This is a genomic window from Boudabousia liubingyangii, from assembly GCF_001907245.1.
GTDB lineage: Bacteria > Actinomycetota > Actinomycetes > Actinomycetales > Actinomycetaceae > Boudabousia > Boudabousia liubingyangii.
On record NZ_MQSU01000003.1, the window covers coordinates 432,817 to 458,885 of the forward strand.

Here is a 26,069-nt window from a genome sequence, read left to right on the forward strand (position 1 = left end):
TTACGTCATTAATAAGTATCGAAAAATAAACTGGGCTGGGAAAACGACTATCGAAGTACGTTTTCCCAGCCCAGTCTTAATCGTGACTGATTACTTCACCGGTAGGGGCATGTAGAAGCCCAACCAACCCTGCGAAGCCACAAACACCAAGGTGCACAGGACCAGCAGCAGGGCAACCGAAATCGGAGCTACCTTGCGTAGGATCTCTGGCTCAGAGCCAGGCTGGGAAATCGCACCGGCGGCAATGGATAGGTTCTGCGGGGAGACAATCTTGCCCAAGCCGCCACCGATCGTATTGGCCGCCAGCAGGATGCCCGGATCCAAGTGCGCGCCGGCAGCTGCCGTGGACTGCAGGTTGGCGAAGAGAGCGCCGGCCGAGGTTGCCGAACCCGCCACGGCAGTACCAATCCAACCCAGAATGGGGGAGAGGAAGCCGAAGGCCGCGCCGGCCAAAGCTAGGGCCGCACCAATCGCGGTGGTCTGACCAGAGAAGTTCATGACGTAAGCCAAAGCCATAACCAAGGCGATGGTCAGGATGGACAGGCGCAGACGGTAAATGGTCTGGGGTAGTTCGCCCAAGCCTCGCTTGAGGGGTAGCTCGTAAGCGGTGCCGCGTCCTCGCCAAGCGTAGATGATGGCCACCAGGATCGCAGAAACGAAAATCCAAGTACCCGGATTAGACAGGGTCTGTAGGGTGTAGATAGCGGACTTAGCGGGAGCGTTGAACTGGTCGGTGAGCTGACCGTAAACACCCGGCCAGGGGATCTTAATATCGGTGGCCTTAAGGGCTTTGTCGATATCCACGCCTAGCTTCCAGAGCTTGGTGAAGGCAATGATGACCACGACCAGAATGTAGGGCAGCAGGGCTAGTACGACGCGTTCGCGGCTGGGTACCGCATCGGAGTTGACCTGGTCGCAGTACTCTTCGGGAGTCTTGGGGGTCCACACGCGCAGGAATAGGTAAGCAGCAGCCAAGCCCAATAGGGAAGCGAGGACGGCGGTGAGTTCGTAAGAGAACATGGCCGTGACGAAGTGTCCCAGGGAGGTGACGGCTCCGATTAGGATCGCTAGCGGCCAGAGCTGCTTGATGCCTCGCTTACCGTCTAGTACCGCGACTAGGATCAGCGGGATGAAGGTGGCTAGGAAGGGGGTTAGGTGGCCCATGATGTTGGCGACGTAGCTGGGGGCTTGTCCGCCTAGGCGGCCGGCGGTGGTAACGGGGATAGCCATGGCGCCAAAGCCCACGTTAATGGCGTTGCCAACGACGGTGACAATGGCGGCTTTAATCGGCTTAATGCCCAGGGTAACCAGCATGGCGGCCACGATGGCCACCGGGGCGCCAAAGCCGGCCAGGCCTTCTAGCAGACCACAGAAGCTGAAGGCGATGATTAGCGCTCCGGCGCGGACGTCACCTTTACCGACGTTGTTGAAGACGGCACGTAGGTCTTGGGAACGCCCAGAGGCTTCAGTGAGGTTGTAGAGCCAGACGGCCGCAATGATGATGTAGATGATCGGCATGAAACCAAGGGCCAGACCCTGGGTGGCAGCGCCCAGTGCCATGGGCATAGGCATGGAGAAACCGATCGTGGCAATGAAGAATGAAAGTACTAGTGAGATGAGTGCACACCAGTGGGTTTTAACTTTGAAGGCGCCCAGCAGGACGAAGAAAGCTGCTAGGGGAATCAGGCCAACTAGGGCGGTCAGAATGACGCTGTGCCCAATGGCATCAATGGCCGGGTAGTAAAGCGGTAAGTGGGAAAACACAATAGTCCTTTCGACGGCACCTATGGCGGAAAGTTTTTAACGTCAAAACTTTACACCCGAATGTCTAGAAAGGCCTGTGGGTGCAGGTTATGGGCGCGGTTTATGGGCACAGTTAAGGGGCTGGTTCAAAAGCTTTCGCTTTCAAACCAGCCCCAATAACTCAGGTCTTTACGGACCGGACTGTTTGCTTAAACCCTTGCGGGTCGGTGGCACTCAGTCTTCGTTTTCGGCAACGACGTCGTCGTCGACCCATTCGAAGGTGCGGGTAACAGCCTTCTTCCACAGACGGTACTTGCGGGAAGATTCTTCCTCGTCCATCTTGGGCTCCCAGCGGTTGCCTTCCTTCCAGTTAGCAACGACGTCTTCTTCGCCCTTCCAGAAGCCCACCGCAATACCTGCGGCGTAGGCTGCACCAAGGGCGGTGGTTTCGGCAACCTCGGGGCGAACTACCGGCACGCCCAGCATGTCTGCCTGGAACTGCATGAGTAGTTCGTCGTTGGTCATGCCGCCGTCTACCTTTAGTTCGGTTAGAGCCACGCCAGAGTCGGCGTTCATGGCGTCTAGGACCTCACGGGTCTGGTAGGCGGTGGATTCGAGGACGGCGCGAGCAATGTGGCCGCGGTTGTTGAAGCGGGTGAGGCCCACAATGGCGCCGCGGGCATCGGACTTCCAGTACGGGGCGAACAGGCCAGAGAAGGCGGGGACGAAGTAGACGCCACCGTTGTCCTTGACGCTCTGGGCTAGATCTTCGATGTCCTCAGACTTTTCAATCATGCCTAGGTTGTCACGTAGCCACTGGACTAGAGAGCCAGCAACGGCGATGGAACCTTCTAGGGCATAGACGGTTTCCTGGTCACCGATCTTGTAGCAGACGGTGGTTAGTAGACCGTTTTCGGAAACGACAGCTTCGTTACCGGTGTTGATTAGCATGAAGCAGCCGGTGCCGTAGGTGTTCTTAGCCATGCCCTTTTCGAAGCAGGCCTGGCCGAAGGTAGCTGCCTGCTGGTCGCCTAGGATGCCGGAGATCGGGGTGTCGATTAGTAGACCGTTCTTGCGGCCGTAGCCGTAGACCTCAGAGGAGGACTTGATTTCCGGCAGCATGCTCATGGGGATACCCATGTCAGCGCAGATGTCTTCGCGCCATTCTAGGGTGTTGATGTCCATCAGCATGGTACGGGAGGCGTTGGTGACGTCAGTGGCGTGGACGCCACCGTTGGGGCCACCGGTCATGTTCCATAGGGTCCAGCAGTCGGTGGTGCCCATGAGTAGGTCGCCAGCTTCGGCCTTTTCGCGGGCGCCGGGGACGTTGTCTAGGATCCACTTGACCTTGGGGCCAGCGAAGTAGGTGGCTAGGGGTAGGCCACAGCGAGTCTTGTACTTGTCCGGGCCTTCGTCGCCAGCTAGTTCCTTACAGATGGCGTCGGTACGGGTGTCCTGCCAAACGATGGCGTTGTAGATGGGCTCACCGGTGTTCTTGTCCCAAACCACGGTGGTTTCGCGCTGGTTGGTAATACCAACGGCAGCGATTTCGTGGCGGTTAACTTCAGCGCCAGAGAGAGCTTCAGCGACGGCCTTGCGGACGTTCTGCCAAATTTCCATCGGGTCGTGTTCAACCCAGCCGGCCTTGGGGAAAATCTGTTCGTGTTCGAGCTGGCCGGTGGAGACGATGCGTCCTTCGTGGCTGAAGAGGATCGCGCGGGAGGAAGTAGTTCCCTGGTCAATGGCTAGAACGTATTTCTTTTCGGTCATCTGGTTTTACCTCGTTGTAAGTAGTTGATGATTATTTTGCTGATTATGGACGGTGGGGCTGGCAGCTGGTCTGCCAGCCCCACCTTTGAGTTGTTTATCTGATGGAAACTATCAGGACAGTAGTGCGCTGGCGGTTAGGCCGGCTAGGACACCACCGATGATCGGGCCAACGACGGGAACCCAGGAGTATGCCCAGTCAGAGGAGCCCTTGCCCTTGATGGGTAGGACAGCGTGAGCAATACGGGGGCCAAGGTCACGAGCTGGGTTGATGGCGTAACCGGTGGGGCCACCAAGGGAGGCGCCGATACCGACGATCAATAGGGCAACGCCTAGGAAGTTTAGCCAGCCTAGGTTGACTGCCGGGTTGTCCGGGGTGCCTAGTAGACCAGCGCCAATTACGACGAAGACTAGAACGAAGGTGCCGATGATCTCGGTGACGGTGTTCCAGAAGTAATCGCGATCTTCGGGGCCGGTGGAGAAGACGCCCAGCTTGAGGGCGGGATCTTCAGCGAGGTCGAACTGCTTGCGGTAGGCCAGCCAGCAGAGGACGGCACCAATGAAGGCACCGATCATCTGAGCGCAGATGTAAACCAAGATGCGGGTGCCGTCGACAGACGCGCCTGCAACTAGGTCAGCGGCAGCTAGACCTAGGGTCACAGCCGGGTTCATGTGGGCACCGGAACGGGCGGAGACAATAGCGCCGGCGAAGACCGCAAGGCCCCAGCCGAAGTTCACCATTAGGAAGCCGGTTCCATTACCTTTGTTCTTGGGCAAAATATTGTTTGCAACTACACCGCCACCTAGTAGCAACAGCATTGCTGTACCGACTACTTCAGAGACGAATACCGTAGAAAGTGTTGGAGTCATCGTTGATTCTCTTTCTGGGTTGATTTGGCGCTGGCCGCGGTTGCGGGGCGCGAGGTGGGACGGGAGTTTGACCCGCCCCACCCGGGTTTGAAGATTAGTATCTCACATAAATGTAAGGCACGTCTCTAAATCGCTCAGAACTGAACGAATTCGGTGACGTCATCTGCCTTAGCGCGTTCGGACTGAGCGGCGGCCTCGTCGAAGATGCCTTCGGCGGCTTCCTCGGCCTGGCAACGCTGCGTGTACAGGTCCAGCTCGTGCTTCTTGCGCTTGTCATCCCAACCTAGAACGCCGGCGGCAATGTCGGCGATCTCCGGGGCGGCACTTAGGCCACGGTCCTTGCGCTCGTAGTTCAAACGAGTACGCAGAGCCATTAGGTCCTCTAGGTGCAGGGCGCCCTCGTGAGTGCAGGCAAAGGCAATCTCTGCGCGCAGGTACTCGGGAGCTTCCTTGAGGCCCTCGCCCAACTTGGGATCCTCTTCGATGGCCTGCAGGATCAGTTCGATATCCGAACCGTAGCGATCCAAGAGGTCTTCGACGTGGTCTAGGGATAGGCCAGTGCGCTTGGCGAGCTGTTCGCGCTGGTTCCACAGGGCGTGGTAACCGTCAGCGCCAGCCAATAGGGTGTTTTCAGTCTGGCTGGGTAGTTCCTTAGCGCGAGCCTTGCCGAGGGCGAAGTCCACGGCATCCTCTGCCATTACGCGGTAGGTGGTCAGCTTACCGCCTGCGATTACGGTTAGGCCGGGAGCGGCCTCGGTAACCGTGTGCTCACGGGAAACCTTGGTGGACTTGGCCTTTTCGCCATCCTTGGTACCCGGCTGTAGTAGCGGACGTAGGCCCGCCCAAGTGCCGATGATGTCGTCCTTGGTCAGGTTGGACTTTAGCACGGCATTGGCGTGGTCTAGGACGTACTCAATGTCTTCAGCGTCGGCAACCGGGTTGCGCAGGTCCTCGTGGTACTTGGTGTCAGTGGTGCCAATGACCCAGTAGCGCTTCCACGGAATGATGAAGAGCACGGACTTTTCGGTGCGTAGGAATAAGCCGGTGGTGCCCTTAATGCGATCCTTGGGGATCACAATGTGGATGCCCTTAGAGGCGAGTACCTTTAGGCCGCCAGTGGTGTCGGCTAGGGACTGGGTCTGTTCGGTCCAGACGCCGGTAGCCTGAATGACGTGCTTAGCCTTAACGGTGTAGGTCTTGCCGCCGTCTTCTAGGTCCTTTAGAACAGCGCCGTTGATGCGCTCGCCGTCCTTGGTTAGTTCCATAACCTGGGTGCGGTTGGCGGCTAGGGCGCCGTAGCGGGAGGCGGTACGGACTAGGGTGACTACTAGGCGGGCGTCGTCAACGCGAGAATCGTAGAAGCGGATCGCGCCAGAGACTTCGTCTTCCTTAATGTCGGGGAAGATTTCCAAGGCGCCCTTCTTGGAGTAGTGCTTCTGGATTGGGACGGAGCCGCGGTGTGAGAACTGGGCCAAAGCATCGTACATGCCAACGCCAATGGCGCTGTAGGAGCGTTCGATGACCGGGGTCTTTAGCGGCCACAGGAAGGGCTGGGCCTTGACTAGGTGGGGAGCGGTCTTGGTTAGCAGTAGACCGCGTTCCTTTAGGGCTTCAGCCACTAGGAAGAAGTCTAGGTTGTATAGGTAACGTAGACCGCCGTGGACTAGCTTGGAGGAACGTGATGAGGTGCCTTGGGCCCAGTCTTGGGCTTCGACAATGCCGACGCGCAGGCCACGGGTGGCTGCGTCTAGGGCAATGCCGGCGCCGGTTACGCCGCCGCCAATGACGAGGATGTCTAGGCCGGCGTCATCGCTCATGGCCTCTAGGCTCTCGATGCGGGTTTGAGTGGATAGTTGTGCCTTCATTTGGCTTTCTCCAGTTCTCTTTGACTTCTCTGTCTAGAACGTGATGTCTAGGTTTCCGTAATCACGGAACTTGTCATCTATTATGGCTTAGCGCATAGGACTTTGGGTAAAGTTGCACTGGATTTGCACATCTGTGCAAGGCATAATGAGCTACGTGACCAAAAGAGCTGAACAGGCACAAGTTGCCGCAGAGATGTACTACCTGAACTTCGACACCATGGAGGCAATCGCCCGCGCACTCAATGTTTCGCGCTCTACCGTCTCCCGCCTGTTGAAGTACGCGCGTGAATCCGGGATCGTTCAGATTCGGGTTGATTCGGCGGTAAAGTCCGATACCGCGCTAGCGCTGGAAGATACCTTCGGCATTAGTGCCTCCTGTGTTTCCATCCACCGTCCGCTCACCCAGGTGGCCCGCCTACAGATGGTCGCAAAGGTCGCTGCCGAACGCCTGACCAGCCTGGTCAAAGACGGCAATACAATCGCGATCGCCTGGGGTAACACCACCACTGAAGTGCTGCGCCAAACCACCCCCGGTTCCCGACAGGGGATTACCGTGGTTCAGATGAACGGTTCGGCTTCCGCTGTTGATACCGGCTATGCCCCCGCCGAGGCCGCGCTCACCCGTGCCGCTGAGGTCTTCTCTGCTCAGGTGGTTCCCTTCCCGGTTCCCGCTTTCTTCGATTACGCGGAAACCCGCACTGCCCTTTGGAAGGAACGTTCCGTAAAACGGGTTCAGGGGGCCATGGAACAGGCTGACCTAGCCCTCTTTGGGGTGGGGGCCTTCGATTCTGCCGTCCCCTCACTGGTTTATTCGGGTGGCTATCTAGAAGATGAGCAGATCCATGAGCTCTCGGCCGCCGGGGTGGTTGGTGATGTTTGTACGGTTCTAATTCGTGCTGACGGGTCTTGGGAAGGTATCGAACTGAACCAGCGTGCTTCCGGGCCCAGTCCAGAACTTCTGAAGGGGATCCCGCGTCGTCTGTGCGTGGTCTCTGGGATTGGGAAGGCTAGTGCACTGTTAGGTGCGCTGCGTGCCGGGGTCGTAACCGACCTGGTAGTGGATGAAGAAACTGGTCAGCGTGTTCTGCAGCTGCAACGCCAAAAGCGCGGGCGCCCTCGTAGGTGAAAACTAATACCTGTCACCGCAGGTAGGGTGCCCTAGCTGCTAAAGGCTCAATTCAGGGTGGATAAGGGATTTTTCAGGGTTTTTTCAGGGTATGTCCTGATAGCTTTTCCAAAAAAAGTTGATAGTTTTGAAGCATGAGAACACGATCACAATCCCGCACTGAAAACCCTCAGCCCCAACGGACTCACGATGGTCCCATTATCGTGGCCCGCGACCTAGTGAAAATCTACGGTAGCGGCGAAACTGAGGTACGCGCCCTCGACGGCATTAGCCTAGATATTATGCCGGCTCAGTTCACGGCTATCCTAGGCCCCTCCGGTTCCGGTAAATCCACCCTCCTGCACGCCCTAGCGGGCCTAGATACCGTGACCTCAGGGTCCATCCTGCTGGGCGGCAAGGAACTAGTGGGCATGAAAGATAAGGAACTCACCCAGCTGCGCGCCAGCCAGGTCGGTTTTATCTTCCAAGCCTTTAACCTAGTGCCCACCCTGACCGCGGCAGACAACATTAAACTGCCTATGCGACTGGCAAAGAAAACCGTTGATGAACGCTGGTTTGAACAGATCACCGGCCTGCTGGGATTGACCGAACGCCTGCACCACAAGCCCAACCAGCTCTCCGGCGGGCAGCAGCAGCGCGTCGCCGTGGCCCGCACCTTGGTTTCCCGGCCAGACATTATCGTGGCGGATGAGCCCACCGGTAACCTTGACTCGAAGACCGGCGCGGAAGTTATGGACATCCTGCGCGCAGCCGTAGACGAATTGGGACAAACCGTACTAATGGTGACCCACGATCTACATGCCGCCGCTCGCGCGGACCGTGCCCTGATCCTCAAGGACGGCCGGATTTCTAACGATATTGAGCACGCCAGCGAAGAAACTCTCCAAGGGTTGATCTAAGATGTGGCGATTAACCATTGAAAATCTAAAAACCCACTGGGGGCGCTACGTAGCCTCGATCATCACGATCATGCTGGCTACCGCCTTCGCCATGGGGACGCTCATGTTTGGGGCTGGCATCGCAAACAGCTTCCAATGGAAAGAAGAAAACCGGGTAGCCGGAGTCGATCTAAAGGTACAAGTAGGAGACATCGGCGCTGAAGGCGAATCAGGCGCGAAAGTCTTCGACCGGCAGTTAGAACTAGCCCAAAAGGTTAGGGACATGCCAGATGTCGAAGCTATCTGGTCCGCCGATCCAGAAATCTCCAAGAATGATAAGGGCGATATTATCTCTACCGCCGTCCTGCCCGGCGGGGACAAAAATGTCCTAGTGCCCCAGGAAGGCGGCACCTATCCCACAGAACCTGGACAGATTCTGCTGAATTACACGGAAGCTAAGGATCTGAAAGCGAAGGTGGGGGATGAACTCAAGTTCACCGGTCCGTCCAAACGATTCTGGCTTGATGACCACCCGCCACAGGATGGTGAGGGGGACAGTGCCGCCGAATTCCAAAAACTGGCTAATAAGTGGGCACAGCAGGATCCAGAAAACTACGCTCGCATTCCCTACACCTATAAAGTCGTAGGTATCGCCACCGAAAGATCATCTAAGCAACTTACTGGAACTAGCTATATCACCTTAGCTGACAGCCAGAAATATAATGACAATTGGTTCGTCTACTATGTGAAGGTTAAACCGGGCACAGAAGAAAAGGTTAAGTCAGAGATCCAGAACCTTTACCAGCCCTTCAACCCTAAAGATACCAATTCGCCGACCTCGGTAAAGACCCAAGCTGAAGTAGTAGATAATGAGATGGAGCGCTACCAGGGGGCCCAGCTGATCATCAGCGCCATGTTCTTAATCTTCCCGGCGATCGCCATGATTGTGGCCATCATTATTGTTTCCTCGACCTTCCGGGTTGTACAGGGGGAGCGCCGCAAAGAGATCGCCCTAATGCGCTGTATTGGTGCCTCCAAGCAGCAGCTCAAGCGCACCCTAGTGGCCGAGCAACTAGTCGTGGGTGCAGTCTCCGCCCTGCTAGGTATCGTCTTGGGCATTGCTGTGTCGATTCCGGCTCTGTGGTACTTCGAGCTTGCCGGTTCGTGGAAGCAGATTGCCTCCACCATTAGCTGGTGGATGATCGTGGCACTATTTATTTTGGGTCTGCTGATCACCTTGTTTGCGGGGATTGGTCCGGCCCGTGCGCTACAGAAGATTTCGCCCATCCAGGCGCTTTCTCTGGGGGCCGAGGAAGAAACCTCCCTCAAGCGGCGCCTGCGGATGCCCATTGGGGCCGCCATAATGATTTTGGTGGGGGTTCCGACCGCGATTTACGGTATTAACGCGGGCATCGAAAAGTTTGGCTTTACCGTTTTGGGTACCGCTCTAGGGGTACTAGGGACGCTTATGATCGGCTCCTTCCTAGCACCTAACCTAATCGGGACCATCGGCAAGCTAGGCCAACGCAGTACCACCCAAATTGCGGGACAGAACGTCCGCCAAAATCCGGGACGGACCAGTGCGACCGTAGCGGCCCTAGCCCTCTCAGTAGGTTTGGTAACCATGATGATGGTGGGTGCGGCAACCGTCCGCGGCTCGGTGGACGCTACCTTGGATCGGGCTGTCGGTGCAGATGTGACCCTAACCAGTTTCAGTGATACGGATCTAGTCCCTGAGGATTCGGTACCGGCTGATGCCCCGAAACAAAACCCGGTAGAAGCGGGTACTAAAGCCCTGGAAAAGTATTTGAAGGATCCTCATTTTGTGGCTACCAACCTGGTGCCCCGCATTAAGGTGAATCTGGTTAATCCGGACTCCTCAGAGGCAAAGTCAGAGGACTGGAATGAGGACGATTTTGATCGGGCTGCCCTGCAGGAAAATGGGGGCGTTGCCAAGCTGACGAACTCTGAAGCGCCGCAGGCAGAAGATAACGTCCTGTATGTCATTGGATCTAACGAAGGTTACTATCGAGATCTGACCAAGGATGGGAAACTCGTCCTGAAGTCGATTGACCTGCAGGGCAAGAAGCACACGCTGGAGGTCCGGGTTCAAGAGATTAAGCCTGGTATGGCCAGTAATACGATCTCTAAAGCGACCATGGAAGCTCTGGGTGGACCTAACGCGATCCCACAGTTCGTTGGCAACCTAAAGCCCACTGACGATCAGCAGGAACAGGTGGATTACCTCAAAGAGCTACAGAATGACGTTGAACGAAACTTTGCCCTCAAATCACCGATCATGGTTAAGGCCCAGATCTATGAGGCAGTGGATATTATGCTGCTTTCAGTTACCGCACTGCTAAGTGTTTCAGTCTTGGTTGCCATGATTGGCGTAGCGAATACCCTGATCCTGTCCGTCAGTGCCCGCAAGCGCGAGTTTGGCTTACTTCGGGCCCTGGGGATGACCTCTGGGCAGACTAAGGGCATGGTCCTCTGGGAAGCACTGGTTTCGGGTATCTGTGGTGCCCTGCTAGGGGTAATCCTGGGGGTAGTAGCCGCCTATGCGGGCATTAAGGGACTGAACTTCTCTCGCACGATCGGTGACGGGCTGGGAACGGAGGTCTTCACTATCCCGTGGCTACAGATCCTCGGGGCCCTGGCTGTGGTGGTTGTTGCAGCCACGATCGCTGCCCTGATTCCCGCCCGCCGCGCCGGGAAAGCCACCCCGATCCAGGCCCTAGCCTAGCGGGAGCGATAGAGACAGAAATGGCCCCCACCAAGACCCTCTGACGGGGAAATGGTGGGGGCCAAAACTGTTCGATTAGAGGAACTGACGCGGATCGAAGGAGGCCAACGGAATGATTTCCAGTCGAGGTAGTTCTACCTGGAAGGCCCGCACATCGTATTCCAAGTCGTACATGTGCAAACCGTGATCAGCCATCTCCAACAGCTGAGAGGAAGCAAACTCACGGAAACACATGACGCCCACACGACGGTTGTCGTCAATCAGCGCCTGCAGCTGGGGGACAAAGTCGGCATCATGGGTCGCTAGGATAACGTCACCATGGCCCTGTTCCAAGATGGCCTCAAGGGTCATCTGGATACCAATGTCGACCACCTTTTCGGCGCCCTCACCCGCTAGGGGAATGGGCTTGTATTCCATGGCGACCAGAGCCTGCACGAAGTTCATGGGCATAAACCCGGAAGAGGCGTTTAGGAAGAAGAGGCCGCGAGCGCCCTCGTCCCAAGTGTCGTAGGCAAAGTCTAGGATTCGATCCCAGCGTGGCCTTTCATCCTTTTCTGGGCGACGCCCCAGGACAGACATGCCCAAGGTAGCGTCAATATTTTCGCCGTCAACTAGCAGGTAGGTCGTTTGATTCATGGTGTCTATTAAATCACTGCTGCTTCTTTAGGGCAGCTAAACGGGCTTCAACTTCAGCGGAATCGCCATCCATTTCCAGTTCCGCGAACTGGTTCTCTAGAGAGTCCATCGCCAGTTCGGTACGGCCCTGAGCCAGTGCTTCTTCGCGGCGGACGCGCTCTTCGAAGCGGGAAACCTCAGAGGTCGGGTCAAGGACGGAAATCTTGCTGACCGCATCCTGAACTAGGTTCTGGGCGGCGGCAGTCTTCTGACGAGCTACCAGCTCATCACGCTTTTTCTTGAGGTCTTCCAACTTGTCACGCATGGAGGAAACACCGGACTTGAGCTTTTCGACAGTGTCGCGCTGGGCAGCTAGTAGCGGTTCGGCATCCTTGACTTCGCGTTCGGCAGAGATCTGCTTGCCTAGGGCGACCTTGGCCAAGTTATCAAACTTGTTAGCGGCTTCCGCATCACCGGCGGCACGTAGGGAATCGGCCTTGGCGCTAGCAGCGGCAGCCTTTTCGCCCCATTCCTTAACTTCAGCCTGATCAGCTTCGTAGTCCTTTTCGGCTAGGCGCAGGTTGCCAATGGTCTGAGCAACAGCGGATTCAGCTTCCGCGATGGAGTTCGTGTAGTCGCGGATCAACTGATCCAGCATCTTTTCTGGATCTTCAGCGCGGTCCAGTAGCGCATTGATGTTTGCCTTAGCTAGCTGGGTGATACGACCCAAGATTGATTGCTTTTCAGCCATGGTCATTCCTTTCTTGAAGCCTGCGCTTTGCAAGCCTTTGTGTTTTAGATTACTAGATGAGTCTGAATACTGTCACCCGGTTTATGGGGTGCTTTCGGCACCAGCTTAGAAACTGCCGCCAGAGGAAGAAGAGAATCCACCGCCGGAAGAAGAAGAGAAACTGCCACCGGAGCTGGAACTGAAGCCACCACCGAAGAAACCACCACTTGAGCTGCTATAACTATCATCGTAGCCAGAACCCCAGGACGGAGAGCGCGAGCCCCAGTCGTGGCGGGAATAATCATTTAGAAGGCCCGTCAAAAACATCTCGGCCAGAACACTGGGAGCATTCGGGGAGCGACTTTCCTCCCGTACATAACCCTCCGGATCCTGCGCAGACGGGGTAGCGCGCTGAACATCAACATTCGCTTGACGAAGCGCTGCCGCTGACAACTCTTCCATGCGGGCGATTTCCTCTAGAGCTTTCTCTGGGGAGGTCTGCAGGATCTCACGAGCGGACGCTGCCGCGGCCTGAGCGGTTTCCAGATCAACCCGGGCTTTAGGGCCAACTGCCCCGCGGTTGTTGGAAATGAAGTTTGCCGCTCGGAATAACGCCGGACGCGCATTTGCCAATGCCTTGGAAGCCTGTTCAACCTTCTTTTTGAAGTTTTGTTCTTCAGAGCGATAAGGTACCAGCGCCTCATCTAGGGCACGTTCTGCTTTCCCGATGCTAGATAGGACTTCTAACGGGTCCACCTGCCCGGCACGGGCGGCCTGAGCCTTTTCAATTTCAGCTTTGGCATCCGAGACGAAACTCTGCAGCGCCGAATTATTTTGCGCTAAGCGGTTGGCATCATCAATATCAGAACTAATGGAACTAATCGCCTTAACGATGAGCTTATCTATCTGTCCTAGAGTTTCAAAAGCCGTTGCGACCTGCTGGTGTAGTTCAAAGGCTTGCGTGTAGGTGCGTTGGGCAACCTCGAAACGGTGCAAAGCCAAACTTGAATCTTGAGATTTTCTGGCTCTTTCGCAATCTTTCAGGGCCTGTTCTGCGGCGTCCAAAAGATTGTTGATGCGTCCGGGAAGCGCATCAAGGGAATCCAAGGGTACCGAGGGGAAAGCTGCTTTCACCGAAGTAATTTCTGCTTCCGCATGTTCATTCAAACGCGTTAGTTCGGCCATCTTTTCGCGCAGATTCGGAACGCCGGTCTGTAGGTCTGCCGCGGAAGTACGAAGCTTTTGGAAAGCCTGCTTGCGCTGCGCCAACGCACTATCGATCTCTTTGACTTCGTCCAGCACCTTTAGATACGCCAAGCGCATGGTTTGCTCATCACTCTGTTTCTGAGCGCGTCCAAACAGATCCCAAGCGTCAGTTAACTTAGGCGAAACCTCATTCAAGAGTGATTCAAAGTCTTCGGTTTCGGTTCGTCCGAACTGAGCCTGCGCAAAGGTTAGCTCCTGGCGGGCATCTTTCAGACCGTTATCTACCGACATCAGGGTGGAAGAAACGACTTGCTCAAGTTCCTTAATCGGTAGTTGGGCCAGAGTCGGATCCGTGCCCGGCGGTAGGGGAGTCTGGTGAGTATCGCCTCGCAGGCTTCCCCGATCGCGGCGTGCCTTTTGCAGGAACACCATTACCACAATTAAGGGAAGAACCAAGAAAATAAAGAGCTTTGGAATCCAGCTCAGCAGCCGGTTCGAAGTGGGCTGTTCGGCTGGGCCCTGATCATTGGTGCTACCGGGGGCCTCAGATTCTTCTACCGCGCCCTTCCGGCCGGAACTAATGACCTTGGTCTGCTCCAACTGATTAACCAGCTGATGCATGGCCTCATCCCAGTTACCGCTGTCAATGCCCTCAATCAAGGAGCTCTTAAACATCTTGTCCAAGGATTCCAGCTCAGATTGAGTAATCCTGACAGAAGGACCCCGGACCACCGTGTAGCGTCGGGCATTAAGATCGGCAATGAACACTAGGTCCCTAGAAGTCACGCCGTTGGCTTCCGCCCAACGAATCGCATACTGATTAAATGGCTCTTTTGAAGTATTGAGCAAAGCCAGGCGTACCTGCGGATCATTACCTAGTTTTTCAAGTGAGATAGCCAAAGAATTAGGATCAGTTAGGACTTCGGCTTCGTCCTTCACCAACCAATCCGCGTGATCATTCTTCTGGCGCTCTAAATTAGTGGTGGCAATTGCTTGGGGTACGGTGGCATCAGAGAGTTGGGTAATCGGGTTCGTCCACTCATTTGATTCGGCATAGGCCGAGCTGGCTGGCAAGCTAACCCCAGCAACAAGTAGTCCAGTGGCTAGCAGCGTACTAGCTAGGTTTTTGAGATTATTGTGCCTTAGATTACCCATGCCCTTAATCTTGCCCTAGATAACCGAAAAACGCAGCCTGCTTGAGAAAAAATGGTAGAAAAATTTGCTAAAAAACGCCTAAATTCGCGTTCGGCAATTAATCAACTGTTATTCTCAAGGCAAAGTAAAAAGGGGTCGATTTTTAGCTCATACTGGTAGACTGGTGTTCTTAAAGACTTAAAGAGAAATTGAAGGAGTTCGCATGCCCAGGGGTAAAGTGAAATGGTTCGACGCTAAGAAGGGCTTCGGATACGTAACCAGTGAGGACACTGGAGATGTCTTCCTCCATATTTCTAACCTACCGGAAGGCACCACCTCGCTAACCCCGGGAACTCGGGTCGACTTTAGTTTCGTCTCTGGCCACAAGGGCCCCCAGGTACTATCCTTGACCGTCCTCGAGGAAGCCCCGGCACCTAAGCGGGACCGGAAAAATCCGGCCGAGGTCGTAGTCCGCGTAGAAGACCTAATTAAACTACTCGATGAGGCTTCAGTGACCCTACAGAATGGTCGCTACCCAAGCAATTCACGAAATATTGCCAAAGCCTTGCGACTAGTAGCAACCGACTTCGATTACTGATCCTAGGAATAGAAATGACCTCTGAGAAGACCACAGCCGCGGGAGGCAATAAAACTAAGCCTCGAAAAGATGCCAAATTGGCGCAAGCGGTCGACCTTGCTCAAGAGGCGGCACAATCGGTAGCCCGCCCCGGACACGTGGGTGACCATCTAGGGGTAGAAGTTGACGGCCCCATGCTGTTGACTCACTACTTCGAATGCCTACACCCCGGTTATGTCGGTTGGGCTTGGGCCGTAACCGTCACCCGGGTACCGCGTTCCAGCCAAGTCACGGTCTGTGAAGTCGAAATGCTTCCCTACCAGAACGCGCTCCTAGCCCCACCGTGGGTACCGTGGGAAGAACGACTACAGCCCGCAGACGTACCACGCGGCGAAATGGTGCCGTTCATTGCGCATGATGAACGCCTAGTAACCGGTGAAGAACGTGCTAAAGAAGCTGATATCGAACCCGGTGACGAAATCCGCCAAGCCCTGGATCGCCCTCGGGTCCTGTCAGCAGAATCCCTAAATCGAGTAGGGGAGCGCTGGACCAAGAGTCTACGCACCGCCCGGGCTACCAAGCGCTACCCGCAATCATGCGAAACCTGCGCCTTCATGATCAAACTAACCGGACCAGTAGGTAAGAACTTCGGGGTCTGCGGTAATGAATACGCCCTTGATGATGGCAAGGTAGTGCCCAATACCTATTCCTGTGGGGCACACTCAGAAACCGACGCCGACCGGACCGAATCCCCCTGGGAGATCGAGCCTCTACGCTTGAACGACCTCAATCTAGAGGTACTAGATCCGGCAGAGTTCTGGTCTGAATAACACTCAAACCTAACAGCGTCTGCGGACACGGAAAGGAGGGGCGGTGTCTAGGACTTTTGATTCCTTAAAGTATCCGAACTACCGTATTTGGTTCGTGGGGACGACCTTCGCCGCCACCGCCGTTTGGATGCAGCGTGTTGCGCAAGACTGGGTGGTTTACACCGAAATGACCAACCAGAATGCGCAGGCAATCGGTTTGGTGACCGCCCTTCAGTTTGCTCCGCAGCTGTTCCTCTCTCCCTATGCGGGCGTGGTCGTGGACCGCTTAAACCGTCGTCGACTAATCCAGCTCACCCAGTCGCTGATGGTGATCATCTCGATTGTGATGGCGGTGCTGCTCTATTTCGACGTGGCTAAGCTCTGGCACTTTTACCTCTTGGCGGCCCTGGGTGGCATGGTCCAGACCTTCGACAATCCAGCCCGGCAAATCTTTGTAAACGAGCTAGTCCCTTCACCTTCGGTCCCGAATGCGGTGGGTTTGAACTCAGCTTCTTTTAACCTGGCTCGCATGCTTGGTCCTACAGTCGCGGGAGCGGCCCTAGCTGTTACCGGCTCTTGGGTGGTTTTTGGGATTAATGCGCTGCTCCTCTTAGCCCCAGTTATTGCCCTTGGGATTATGAAGTCAGAGAACTTCTATCCTTCTTCGCGCGTACCTTCGGGCCGAGGCCAAGTCCGTGAGGGCTTGCGTTACTTGAAGCAGCGTCATGACATCCTGGTGATCATGGCCGTGGCCGGGGTGGTCTCTTGTCTGGGACTGAACTTCCAGCTGACTTCGGCCGTGATGGCAAAAGAGGTCTATCACCGTGATGCGGGCGAGTTCGGCCTCTTGGGTTCCTTTATGGCGATCGGCTCACTTACCGGCGCCCTGTTGGCGGCTCGCCGGGCTAATCCGCGTGTGCGGACCGTGGTCGGGGCGGCCTTTGGCTTCGGGGTGATTGAGGCCCTGTTGGCTCTGGCGCCCACCTATTGGACTTTTGCGATTATTTCGATCCCGCTGGGTTTCTTTGCCCTGACCATGATTACTAGCGCGAATGCCGCTATCCAGATTACTACTGACCCGCAGATGCGTGGTCGAGTGATGTCGATTTACACCATGGTCTTTTTAGGGGTTACCCCGGTAGGCTCACCTTTTGTTGGTTGGGTGGCCAATACCTTCGGGCCGAGGTGGTCCATTATGGTTGGCGCCATTGGTTCCATTTTGATTTCCGCGATAGCAGCGTTGTGGATTTACCGGCATTGGGATATTGTCGTCGACATGCAGTTTAGCCGCCCATTTATTAGGGTTTCCGGTTCTCGAGAGCGTTTGGCTGACGCCATGGGTAATAATGAAGCCAGTAGTGTGATACCGGAAACACCGGACTCTGAAGGAGAGCAACTCGAGTGAGCGACCTAATCGATACAACTGAGATGTACCTGAAGACCATTTTTGAAATGGAAGAGGATGGGGTAGCGCCGCTGCGCGCGCGCATCGTTGATCGCCTAGGACACTCAGGGCCCACCGTGTCGCAAACCGTAGCCCGTATGGAACGCGATGGACTATTAAAGGTGGGCCGGGACCGCCAGCTCCAGCTAACCGATAAAGGTCGCGAACTAGCTACTGACGTAGTCCGCAAACACCGCCTAGCTGAACGGCTATTGTTGGACGTAATTGGTTTAGATCTACCGCAGGTCCATGATGAAGCCTGCCGTTGGGAACACGTCATGTCAGATGAGGTGCAGGCACGACTCTGGTCGGTCCTGCGTTCCCCCGATCTGGACCCGTTCGGTAATCCTATCCCTGAGCAGGGCGAAGCTGATCAGATTTCCCAAGCCCCCGGTAATGCCATCGAGGACCTTGAAATTCCAGAAGCGGGATTGCCTTGCGTGGTACGACGAATCGGGGAACCTGTCCAGGCGGAAGCCGATCTGCTGGAAGAATTGCTCAAGGCCGGCGTACGACCGGGAGTACACGTCACGCTAGTTAATGAAAACGGAGTGCGCTTGCTGGTTGCCCCGCGCGGTAAGGTCGCCATTAACGACCTAATTTCACGTCATTTGTTTGTGGAATAAAAATCTCTTTATCGCAATTTTTGTTGAAAAATCGCCGATTAGCTCAGTTGTGAGCAAAATCGTCGTGATTAAAACGTGACAATACAGTTATCTTTCGGTTATTATTGCCCAGTACTTACGAATAAATCCTTTGGAGGAAATAAGCTTATGCAGAGCATCCCGTCACGTCGACACCGTGCAACACGGCGTCCCGCCCGGAAGAATCTCTCAGCAGCCAGCGCAGGTCTAGCCCTGTCGATGGTCGCCTCGGGCGTAGGTGTTGCTTCCGCAGCCCCAACCGATGCCGCTCCTACCGGAGTTGACGTTTCCGCTCTAGCTCAGCAGGCCAAAGATGCAGCGCTTAACAACGCTCCGCTAACCGTGGCTACTGGTACTGCTTGGACCGCTCCTTCCCTTGATGTCAAGGTTGAAGTTCGTGATTCGCGTGCAGAACGACGCGCTAAGGCTGAAGAAGAAGCTAAGAAGCGTGCCGAAGAAGAGCGTAAGGCTCGGGAAGAACGCGCCGCCCGTGCAGAGCGCGCTGCTAGCCGCGACGCTTTCCGCACCAGCCAGAACGCTGATACCGCTCCCGCGAAGGAAGCTCCCGCTAAGGCTGCTCCTGCTCAGGAAGAACAAGCTGAAGCGCCCGCAGGTAATGGCACCGGTGGCGTAGTTGGTATCGCTTACCGCTACCTCGGCACCCCGTACCGTTGGGGCGGCACCTCACCGTCCGGCTTTGACTGCTCAGGCTTCACCTCTTACGTCTACCGTCAGGTAGGCATCAACCTGCCCCACAGCTCCGGTGCTCAGCCTGGTCACGGTCGTCGCGTTTCGGCCTCTCAGGCACGTCCTGGTGACCTAGTATGGCGCCCGGGCCACGTCGGCATCTACATCGGTGGTGGCAAGATGATCCACGCTCCTCGTCCTGGTAAGAGCGTTGAGATTATTCCCGTTCGTGGAATGTCCTACTACCGGATGCGCTGAAGACTTTAAAAATCTCCTCCTTTGTTCCGGTGATTCCCCGATATCCAGTTTTGGATATCGGGGAATCATGGTTATAGGCCATAAAAAATCAAAAGAGGAAAGTTTTTTCACTCTGGGAAGAGTTAACCCAAAAGCTGCCACAACTTTTTGGGGAAATCGTGACCTGTCTTATAATCAATGTACGATTTTCCAATGGCGGAGGTTTTCCAATGAGTGCAGATCTCATTTTGGTTGGCACTGATGGCAGTGACGAACAATGGCAAGTACTAAAGTGGGCAATCGCGCGCGCTGCGCAGTCCCGGGCAACACTAAAAATCCTAGTGGCCTACAATCTTGCTTCCTATACCCCCTCAGGGATCGAAGGCTCCTACATGCCCCTCGATGATGGGCAACTAAGAGAGCAAGCTACAGAGACCGCGCAAAAAGCCGTAGATATGGCGCTACGTGCGGGTGTTCCTCACGTCAGTTCCGAAGTTGTCCCTGGTGACCCGGCCACCCTGCTACTAGAAGGCTCGGAAGAAGCCTCCATGGTCGTAATCGGCACCCAGGGCTCATCCGGACTAGCTGACCGACTCTTCGGGGCAGTATCAGCCACCGTACCCTCGCGAGCAAAGTGCCCGGTCGTGGTGGTTCCCCGCTTCCAAGGCGGCTCCCCGTACACTCCGGTGCGTCGAATGGTAGTGGGTGTCGACGGCTCCGATACGGCCTCGACCGCACTACGAGTCGGAATTAAAGAAGCCGAACTATGGAACGCAAAACTAACCGTAGCCTCTGCGGTACCCTTCGCGACCGGTAACTCCCTCATGGCTTGGGTGCCGCCCATCATCGACCGCGCCCGCGTCATCGAAGATATCCGCACCGGACTAGATGTCTCCGTAGACCAAGCACTAGAGGGCCGACAGATGGATGTGGCCCGTCACGTCCTTGACGGAAACCCGGCAGAACTACTGGCCGAATTCTCTACCGCAGTCGACCTGATCGTAGTTGGCCGACGTGGCCGAGGTGGCTTTGCCGGACTCCTCTTGGGGTCCACCTCGCAAACCCTGCTGGCACACTCGACCTGCCCGGTAATGATCGTTCCCACGGTGAAGGATGCGCCCGTCTCAGAGAACGAATCCGATACTCCGCGCAAACTCCCCTGGGAGCGTGCGTAGAGACTCTTAGGAGTCAACTTTCTGAAAGGAAAAGCTGAACCGCCCGTCGGTAAAGCACAGGATAGGCGCCGGAACTAGCAAGGAAGCTAGAACCCGGCGCCTATCTCTTTTCAGCCGGACGATCCTAGCCCGGTAGGTTAAAATAGGGCAGTCGCCCTCGTAGCTCAGGGGATAGAGCACCGCTCTCCTAAAGCGGGTGTCGGACGTTCGAATCGTCTCGGGGGCACAAATAAAACTTGAATCAGTTGAAACTTAAACGGGTAAATAATTCCCCGTGTTATACTCATGCCATGCGCAAAGTAATCCTTTTTGACATGTTCGGCGTCCTCATGGAACACGTTTCAGCCGACGGTATGAGCAAGCTCGCGGCCACCACCGGAGCCCTAGACAAAGGGATTACCAGTGAACAGTTCTGGGAAGCTTGGGGACGACACCGTCACGAATACGACGCCGGCATCATCAGCAGTGAAGACTACTGGCAACTAGTCGCAAAGGATCTAGGAGTCGACCTAGACTGGCAGGCATACGAGGCCGCTGAACTACACGGATTCGGCATTCCTGACCCGGCCATGATCGAATGGGCACTGAGCCTTAAAGGCCCCGAAACCCAGGTTGCGATCCTCTCCAATATTCCCTTCCACATGCGTGAAGGCCTCTACACGGAGCTAGACTTCCTAGCCGACTTCGACTACCGCTTCTACTCTTGTGAACTAAAAGTCGCCAAACCGAATCCCGCTTTCTATCAGCATGCCCTAGACGAAATGAAGATTGCCCCCGAAGCGGTCCTTTTCTTTGACGATAATCTGGAAAACGTTGCCGGTGCCAAAAAGCTGGGAATCAACGCCCATCAGCATCTGAACCTCTCTGAGAGTGCCGAAGTTGCTAAGGAATTCCTAGCTAATTGAATCGCATTTGCGGCTCTAATCGGTGCGCCTGCGGGAGTTTTTAGCTCTCACTAGGTAGCCTTAGAGGGTGAGTGAGCAAAACGAAAATGAAGTCCAAGCTGCCCAGGGGGCAAATGACCCCGAACTATCAGAATCGGTAGTTCCCGCAGAAGAGACCTTCGGTCAACGCATTGCCCGTGAACGTGCTGAACAAGCCCCGGAACAGGCACCCAAAACGCGCTTTGGTAAAGCCGCGCGCTTACTCGCCAAAAAAGACTCCAAGAAGGCAGCCGCAGAAGCAAAGAAAGCAGCCTCAGCAGACCTAGATGAACAGGGCGTGGAAGCATCCTCGGAAGCTGAAAACGTTAACTCTGCTGAAAACCCAGAAGCAACCGAAACGCCCCAAAAAATCTACGACTTCGTCTCCCAGGTGGGAACCTGGCGAAAAGAAGTCAAGCAACTACGTTCCGAACAAAAAGGAACCGCACGGCTACACCTAACCTACGCTCACCCCACTGGTTTAGCCCAACTATACGGCGGAAAACCCGTCCGCCTGACCAATATTTTCCGCGAAACTGCCGCCCACGCGTCAGCTGTGGATCAAGTCGAAAAACTACTCGACGCCTCAGCTCGGGAAGCTGCGCGTTTCGGCACTGCCCGCCTAGAACTAGGCTTCGGACTGGTAACCGCACCCGAGTTCGAAAACCCCCTCCCCGTACTGCTACGAGGGATCCAGATCAGCTCAGAAGCAACCGACTACTCACTCACACTGCTACCCGGACTGCGACTGAACCCTGAATTCTTGAACCTAGCAGCCGCCTACGGAATCGAAGTGCCGGAAGATGAACTCCTAGACGCTTGCTGGAGCCAGTTCGGCTTCACCCCCAGCGGGGCCTTCGAGATGCTACCCCAGCTGCTTGCGCAAGCGGGACCTGGCACCGTCAAATTCAATGAAGACCTAGTCGTTAGCATCTTTGAAGACCCGCTAGCGGCAGTACTAGCCCAGCTGAAGGCCACCTCAAACCTCGAAGAATCTGAGATCCTCCGCGCTTTGGCCGGGCAAGAATCCGCACGTAAACACCTAGGTGCAGAAGTCAACCTAGGGAAGCTAACTGACCCGGATCCTGACCAAGAAGTGGGCATTGGGGACCTGACCCCACAGGACCAAGGCATCCTCAAAGCCGCCCAGTCCGGACGAAGCTTCCTAGTCGGGGTGGGCCCGGGCGCCAGCCCCAGCACCCTACTGGCCGCCATGGCGGTGGCGCAGGTCCAAGCCGGACACCAAGTCACCTACGCATCGACCGATATCTCCAGCGCCTACGCCCTAGTGCATGCCCTAGAGGATCACGGATTAGGCCGGTGGGTAGCTAACCTAGCTGATGGTCAAGGCTGGCCACAGATCCTCTCTGAACAGCTAAGCCGGATCCTAGAAGAAGCCGGACCCCACGCGGAAGCCGTCAAGCAAGCCGTCGCCGAGGCTGACACTGAAGAGCTTGTTCCCCTGCTGGATGAGCGGGGTAACCCCACCGAAATGCCGGTGGCTCAGCTACGTGCAGAACTACGCGAAACCCGCAAATCGCTGCAGGATTTCACCAGCTACCTGCACCAGAAGCACCAGCCGTGGGACATTAGCGCCTACGAATCACTACAGGTCCTAGCTGACCTGATTGGGATGCACCCGGCACCCCGTACCAAGGTGCGTTTCCCCGCCTCGGTCTGCAACCAGATCTTTGCCGATGGGGGACAGGCCGCCCGGGAGGCACTAGATGACGCTGCCGCCCTAGGGCTATTCTCTAGCGCCAATGTGGGCGACCCCTGGTCCGGTGCTATGATCCGGGACGCCGAACAGGTCGAACCTGTTCTTGCTGCCGTTAAGCGCCTGTCCGAAGATCTACTTCCCAAGCTGCGTGTTCAGGTTTCTGCTGCCGTCTCTGAAACCGGCCTTCATGCGGCCAATAGTTTTGCTCAGTGGCGCGAACAGCTAGACCTGCTAGAACGCATTCGGGAAACCTTGGATGTGTTCCTCCCGATCGTCTTCGAACGTTCCGCCGCGGACATGATTATTGCTACCGCCACCCCGCAGTGGCGTCGCGACCATGGTCAGGTCATGAAGGGCTCACTGCGTCGCCGGCTCACTAAGTCAGCGAAGGAACTTCTACGTCCCGGACGTTCAGATCATGACTTGCACGAACAGTTGGTGCGCGCTCAAAAACAGCGCAACCAGTGGACCGAATACTCTGAGGCTGGCGGCTGGCCCCGTATCCCCAGCGAACTGGAAGAAATGCAGGCCCTGGCCAAGCAGATTGCCAGCGACCTAGAACTACTGCAGGGTGCTTTCGAAACCGAAGCTCCCCTAGAGCAGATCGGCATTTCTCAGCTGATCGAACTGGTTGAGCGTCTGAACAAGGAACCGTCGGGTGCTTATACTCAGCCCGCTCTGGTTGAGATTCGTCAGCGCCTACAGGCCTTGGGGCTAACCGAGTTCGTGACCGATATTCGTAACCGGGCCGTGGTTCCGGAACTGATTGTGGCCGAACTAGACCTAGCCTGGTGGGCTTCTGCCCTTAACCTGATTCTTAGCGCCGAGGGTGGCTTCCAGGCCCTGGAGGGGCCGGTCCTAGATAGTTTGACCGCTAGTCTACGCCGCCTAGACCGCGCCCAAACCCGTTCGCTGACCGCGGCCGCGGGGAAGCTCTTTAGAGACCGTTGCAACCAGGTTATTTTGGAAAACGCGGATGAGCTTGAGGGTGCCTTGCTTTCCCTTGAAGCAGGGGACCAAGGGCACGTCGAAGCAACCCTTCGTTCCTACCCGTGGCTCACTAAGCTACTTCCGGTTTGGATCATCCCGCCGGTTCTGGCTACCCAGTTGACCTCCGGCAAGGGAGCCCTGCCCATTGAGACGCTACTCTTGGACCGGGTCGAGGGCGTGAGCGCTGGGCAGTTTGTCCCGATTCTTTCCCGTGCCCAACAGGTGCTAGCTTTCGGTGATGAACACCGGGGGACTGATGGACTCTGGTCTTCGCTACTGGCTGCCCTGCCGCTGGTTTCAGCAGGTTTAGGGCGTACCCGCACGCACCTTGCGATCTCTGCTCTGCTAGCTAAGTACGGTTACCATCACGGGTCGATCCCGGTACCGGTACCGCGTTGTGAACCCTCCGTAAACCTCATTACCGTAGATGGTCGTGGCATGCCCGCCATGGACGTACCCTACGTGGAATCCACCCAGGTGGAAGTCCAGCGCGTGGTAGACCTAGTGATCGAACATGCGCTTACCCATGCTGACCAATCATTGGCAGTCTGCGCGACCAATGCTCGACACGGACAGTACCTACGTGAGGCCATCCTGCGGGCGGTGGCCGGTTCCCTGGCGGTTGATGATTTCTTCCGCACCGATAAGGCTGAACCCTTCGTGGTGGTTGATCCTTCCACCCCGGCCGGTCTTGAACGCGATCGCGTGATTCTGTCCCTGGGCTTTGGTAAGACCCCGCACGGGCGCATCCTGCACGATTTCGGGGCCCTATCCAAGCCGGACGGGGAAAAGCTCCTAGCTTCCCTGTTGGCAGTGTCCCGCCACGAACTAACCGTAGTTTCTTCCTTTGACCTTTCCGAACTGGACCTGAACCGTCTCAAGGCCCCCGGCGAACAGCTAATGGTGGACCTCATGCATTTGGGTTCGGGCGGCGACATTCAAGGTTCGGCCGGTTGGTCAACCGTGGGTCACGCCCCTGATCGTCTACTAGTTGACCTGGCGGAGCGCCTATTCCGCACCGGCCTAGAGGTAGTCCCGAACCTAGGTGTTGAGGGTGGCTACCGGATTCCGCTGGCAATTGGGCACCCGGATGTCCCCGGCGAGTTGCTGGTGGCCGTACTTACCGATGATGCTGACTATGTTAACGAACCTTCCCTGCGCGTTAGCGAACGCCATGATGTCGAACGCCTAGAGGCTTGCGGCTGGCTGGTTAAACGCGTGTACTCCACGGCGGCTTTTGTGGGCCCGCAGGCTGAGGCTGATGCCCTAGTGGAGCTGGTTTTGGACGCGGTTGATCTGCGTCTAGGCCTAGTGATGGGACAGGAACCGGAAGTTGAGGACACCACTCCGACAATCGTGCCCCCGGCTGATATTGCCGCCTGGGAAGCCGGCGATGACCAGCAAGAACAAGGCGACGCCGCAGGGGAAGGTGCGGTAGCGCCCTCGGCCACCGAAAACGCTGACGGGCTAGCAGGTGCTGAGGCCGGCGACGGACAGTACGTCGCGAACCTTGCGGATGCTAACGGTGAAGGTCCCCAGTCTGAATCCGCTGATTCTGCTGAAACTGCCGATCCCGCCGCTGAAAATACCGATCATGATGACGAGGTCGCCGCGGCACCCAAACTGGTAAACACCCTGTTCGCCCGCGAACGGGGCCCTCGTCCAGCGATCGCTACCGGTCTGCCGCTGGCTGCCTACTCTGACGAACAGTTGGCGCAGATGCTGCGTTGGGTGGCTTCTGATGGTCGCGAACGCACCGAAGATGAGTACATCCTAGCTCTGCACCGCGCTTTGGGTCTGACCCGTACTGGCCGCCAGGTGAACGCGGTCCTGGGCTTCACAGTTCGTTCCCTAGCTGCCGAACTGCACCTAGTGCCCCTTGAGGAAAGCGATGAGCTCTGAGGCTCGCTTAGTGCCCCCGCGCAAGCGGCGCGTGGCTCGACATATTTCGGAAGCGGACCAGCGGGCCCTTGCGGAAGGTAAGGACCCTTCTTGGGCGGTGCCCGATACGGTAAAGCGCACTAGCGACGGTCCGCGCAGGAAGTCGAAGCGCACCCCGAATCGTGGTGAGAACGATGCGCGGCTGCTAGCGGAAGTGCCCCCGCATCACCACGCACACCTGGAATAACCTCCTAGGGCGGGGTGGACTAAATGCTCTAGCCTCAAATATCAGGGACTCAAAG

The 26,069-nt window shown here is 56.3% G+C and carries 19 protein-coding genes and 1 tRNA gene; 13 read left to right on the forward strand and 7 right to left on the reverse strand.

Features of this window, described 5'->3' with window-relative positions; translation table 11 throughout:
- Positions 1–90 precede the first annotated feature (90 nt).
- From BSR28_RS06630 to BSR28_RS06645, 4 genes are all read right to left on the reverse strand, one after another.
- A complete protein-coding gene (locus BSR28_RS06630; protein WP_073713700.1) occupies positions 91–1,764 on the reverse strand; it encodes an L-lactate permease in 1,674 nt (557 codons plus the stop codon).
- A 213-nt stretch (positions 1,765–1,977) separates the two neighbouring features.
- Positions 1,978–3,513: a glycerol kinase GlpK gene (gene glpK, locus BSR28_RS06635; RefSeq protein ID WP_073709222.1), complete on the reverse strand. Its 1,536-nt coding sequence runs from the start codon at positions 3,511–3,513 to the stop codon at positions 1,978–1,980.
- Positions 3,514–3,624: 111 nt separating this feature from the next.
- The gene (locus BSR28_RS06640; protein ID WP_073713701.1) at positions 3,625–4,380 is read right to left on the reverse strand and encodes an MIP/aquaporin family protein; all 756 of its coding nucleotides are present in this window, start codon (positions 4,378–4,380) and stop codon (positions 3,625–3,627) included.
- Positions 4,381–4,514: 134 nt separating this feature from the next.
- Entirely contained in the window at positions 4,515–6,245 is a 1,731-nt protein-coding gene (locus BSR28_RS06645) for a glycerol-3-phosphate dehydrogenase/oxidase (protein ID WP_073709220.1), read from the reverse strand.
- A gap of 154 nt (positions 6,246–6,399) precedes the next feature.
- Between BSR28_RS06645 and BSR28_RS06650 the strand changes: the two genes are divergently transcribed.
- From BSR28_RS06650 to BSR28_RS06660, 3 genes are all read left to right on the forward strand, one after another.
- Entirely contained in the window at positions 6,400–7,371 is a 972-nt protein-coding gene (locus BSR28_RS06650; RefSeq protein WP_073713749.1) for a sugar-binding transcriptional regulator, read from the forward strand.
- A gap of 134 nt (positions 7,372–7,505) precedes the next feature.
- Positions 7,506–8,270, forward strand: a complete 765-nt coding sequence (locus BSR28_RS06655; protein WP_073709219.1) for an ABC transporter ATP-binding protein — start codon at positions 7,506–7,508, stop codon at positions 8,268–8,270.
- A 1-nt stretch (position 8,271) separates the two neighbouring features.
- Positions 8,272–10,995, forward strand: coding sequence for an ABC transporter permease (locus BSR28_RS06660; protein ID WP_073713702.1), 2,724 nt, complete (start codon positions 8,272–8,274; stop codon positions 10,993–10,995).
- A gap of 75 nt (positions 10,996–11,070) precedes the next feature.
- On the opposite strand, the gene BSR28_RS06665 is transcribed toward BSR28_RS06660, so the two are convergent.
- The 3 genes from BSR28_RS06665 to BSR28_RS06675 form a co-directional block, all read right to left on the reverse strand.
- Positions 11,071–11,631 carry an NYN domain-containing protein gene (locus BSR28_RS06665; RefSeq protein ID WP_073709217.1) on the reverse strand — a complete coding sequence of 187 codons (561 nt, stop codon included), beginning with the start codon at positions 11,629–11,631 and terminating at the stop codon, positions 11,071–11,073.
- A gap of 13 nt (positions 11,632–11,644) precedes the next feature.
- A complete protein-coding gene (locus tag BSR28_RS06670; RefSeq protein ID WP_073713703.1) occupies positions 11,645–12,361 on the reverse strand; it encodes a PspA/IM30 family protein in 717 nt (238 codons plus the stop codon).
- A gap of 105 nt (positions 12,362–12,466) precedes the next feature.
- The gene (locus tag BSR28_RS06675; RefSeq protein ID WP_073713704.1) at positions 12,467–14,701 is read right to left on the reverse strand and encodes a TPM domain-containing protein; all 2,235 of its coding nucleotides are present in this window, start codon (positions 14,699–14,701) and stop codon (positions 12,467–12,469) included.
- Between the two features lie 202 nt (positions 14,702–14,903).
- Between BSR28_RS06675 and BSR28_RS06680 the strand changes: the two genes are divergently transcribed.
- The 10 genes from BSR28_RS06680 (at position 14,904) to BSR28_RS06725 (ending at position 26,014) form a co-directional block, all read left to right on the forward strand.
- Positions 14,904–15,278 carry a cold-shock protein gene (locus tag BSR28_RS06680; protein WP_073709214.1) on the forward strand — a complete coding sequence of 125 codons (375 nt, stop codon included), beginning with the start codon at positions 14,904–14,906 and terminating at the stop codon, positions 15,276–15,278.
- Positions 15,279–15,292: 14 nt separating this feature from the next.
- Positions 15,293–16,087 carry a DUF3027 domain-containing protein gene (locus tag BSR28_RS06685; RefSeq protein WP_073713705.1) on the forward strand — a complete coding sequence of 265 codons (795 nt, stop codon included), beginning with the start codon at positions 15,293–15,295 and terminating at the stop codon, positions 16,085–16,087.
- Between the two features lie 43 nt (positions 16,088–16,130).
- Positions 16,131–17,471, forward strand: coding sequence for an MFS transporter (locus BSR28_RS06690; protein WP_073709212.1), 1,341 nt, complete (start codon positions 16,131–16,133; stop codon positions 17,469–17,471).
- The gene (locus BSR28_RS06695) at positions 17,468–18,136 is read left to right on the forward strand and encodes a metal-dependent transcriptional regulator (RefSeq protein ID WP_073713706.1); all 669 of its coding nucleotides are present in this window, start codon (positions 17,468–17,470) and stop codon (positions 18,134–18,136) included. Before BSR28_RS06690 ends, BSR28_RS06695 begins: the two co-directional genes overlap by 4 nt.
- A gap of 147 nt (positions 18,137–18,283) precedes the next feature.
- Positions 18,284–19,099, forward strand: coding sequence for a C40 family peptidase (locus BSR28_RS06700; RefSeq protein ID WP_073709210.1), 816 nt, complete (start codon positions 18,284–18,286; stop codon positions 19,097–19,099).
- Positions 19,100–19,308: 209 nt separating this feature from the next.
- The gene (locus tag BSR28_RS06705) at positions 19,309–20,253 is read left to right on the forward strand and encodes a universal stress protein (protein ID WP_073709209.1); all 945 of its coding nucleotides are present in this window, start codon (positions 19,309–19,311) and stop codon (positions 20,251–20,253) included.
- A 153-nt stretch (positions 20,254–20,406) separates the two neighbouring features.
- A tRNA-Arg gene (locus BSR28_RS06710) sits at positions 20,407–20,479 on the forward strand.
- Positions 20,480–20,543: 64 nt separating this feature from the next.
- Complete coding sequence (locus BSR28_RS06715; protein WP_073713707.1) at positions 20,544–21,158, forward strand: HAD family hydrolase; 615 nt, start codon at positions 20,544–20,546, stop codon at positions 21,156–21,158.
- Between the two features lie 67 nt (positions 21,159–21,225).
- A complete protein-coding gene (locus tag BSR28_RS06720) occupies positions 21,226–25,788 on the forward strand; it encodes a hypothetical protein (protein WP_073713708.1) in 4,563 nt (1,520 codons plus the stop codon).
- Positions 25,778–26,014 (forward strand): hypothetical protein, encoded by a 237-nt coding sequence (locus tag BSR28_RS06725; protein WP_073709206.1) that lies wholly within the window; start codon positions 25,778–25,780, stop codon positions 26,012–26,014. Before BSR28_RS06720 ends, BSR28_RS06725 begins: the two co-directional genes overlap by 11 nt.
- Positions 26,015–26,069 lie beyond the last annotated feature (55 nt).